The organism is Burkholderia sp. BCC1644, assembly GCF_902833225.1.
Taxonomy (GTDB): Bacteria; Pseudomonadota; Gammaproteobacteria; order Burkholderiales; family Burkholderiaceae; genus Burkholderia.
In genome coordinates this window covers 1-475 of sequence record NZ_CADFEI010000069.1, presented here as the reverse complement: position 1 = coordinate 475, position 475 = coordinate 1, and the positions used below count along the sequence as shown (strand labels likewise).

The window sequence follows — 475 nt, the reverse complement described above, 5'->3', positions numbered from 1 at the left end:
AAAACACCAAAACCAATAAAACTTCATCACGAATCCCCAAACAAAAACAGCGATGACCTCAAAATTCTCGAAACCGAATTTTTCGATGAAAAACAAAACGTTAACGGATATTTGACGGCCGACTTCAATACCACAAGATAACTTCTCGACGAGCATCCACTGGATCAATTACTCTAACCAACATGAAAAAATCAAGCATCGACTACATTTCAGCAACGTTCATTGTGGCATGGACACTCTCGCTCACATCATCAAATTCCACTACGGAAAAGGGGTGCACCTTCGACACTTGCAACACTCTTTTTAAAATTGCATTCCTGTCGACCCCCTTGACCATTGCAGCACTGGTCTGGCTGGCTTTCGCTTTCACCAGAAGATTCCCCGCACAAGCAATGAAACTTGGAAAGCTGAATCACTCATGGAAGTTCAATTTTTTTATATATTTCACAGCCATACTTGTGTTGCTGCTGAAGTT

At 41.5% G+C, this 475-nt stretch carries 1 protein-coding gene; it reads left to right on the top strand.

Annotated elements, in window-relative coordinates; genetic code table 11:
- Positions 1-182: 182 nt before the first annotated feature.
- The coding region (locus HWX87_RS37915) for a hypothetical protein (RefSeq protein ID WP_208456565.1) at positions 183-475 on the top strand (293 nt) is incomplete at its 3' end.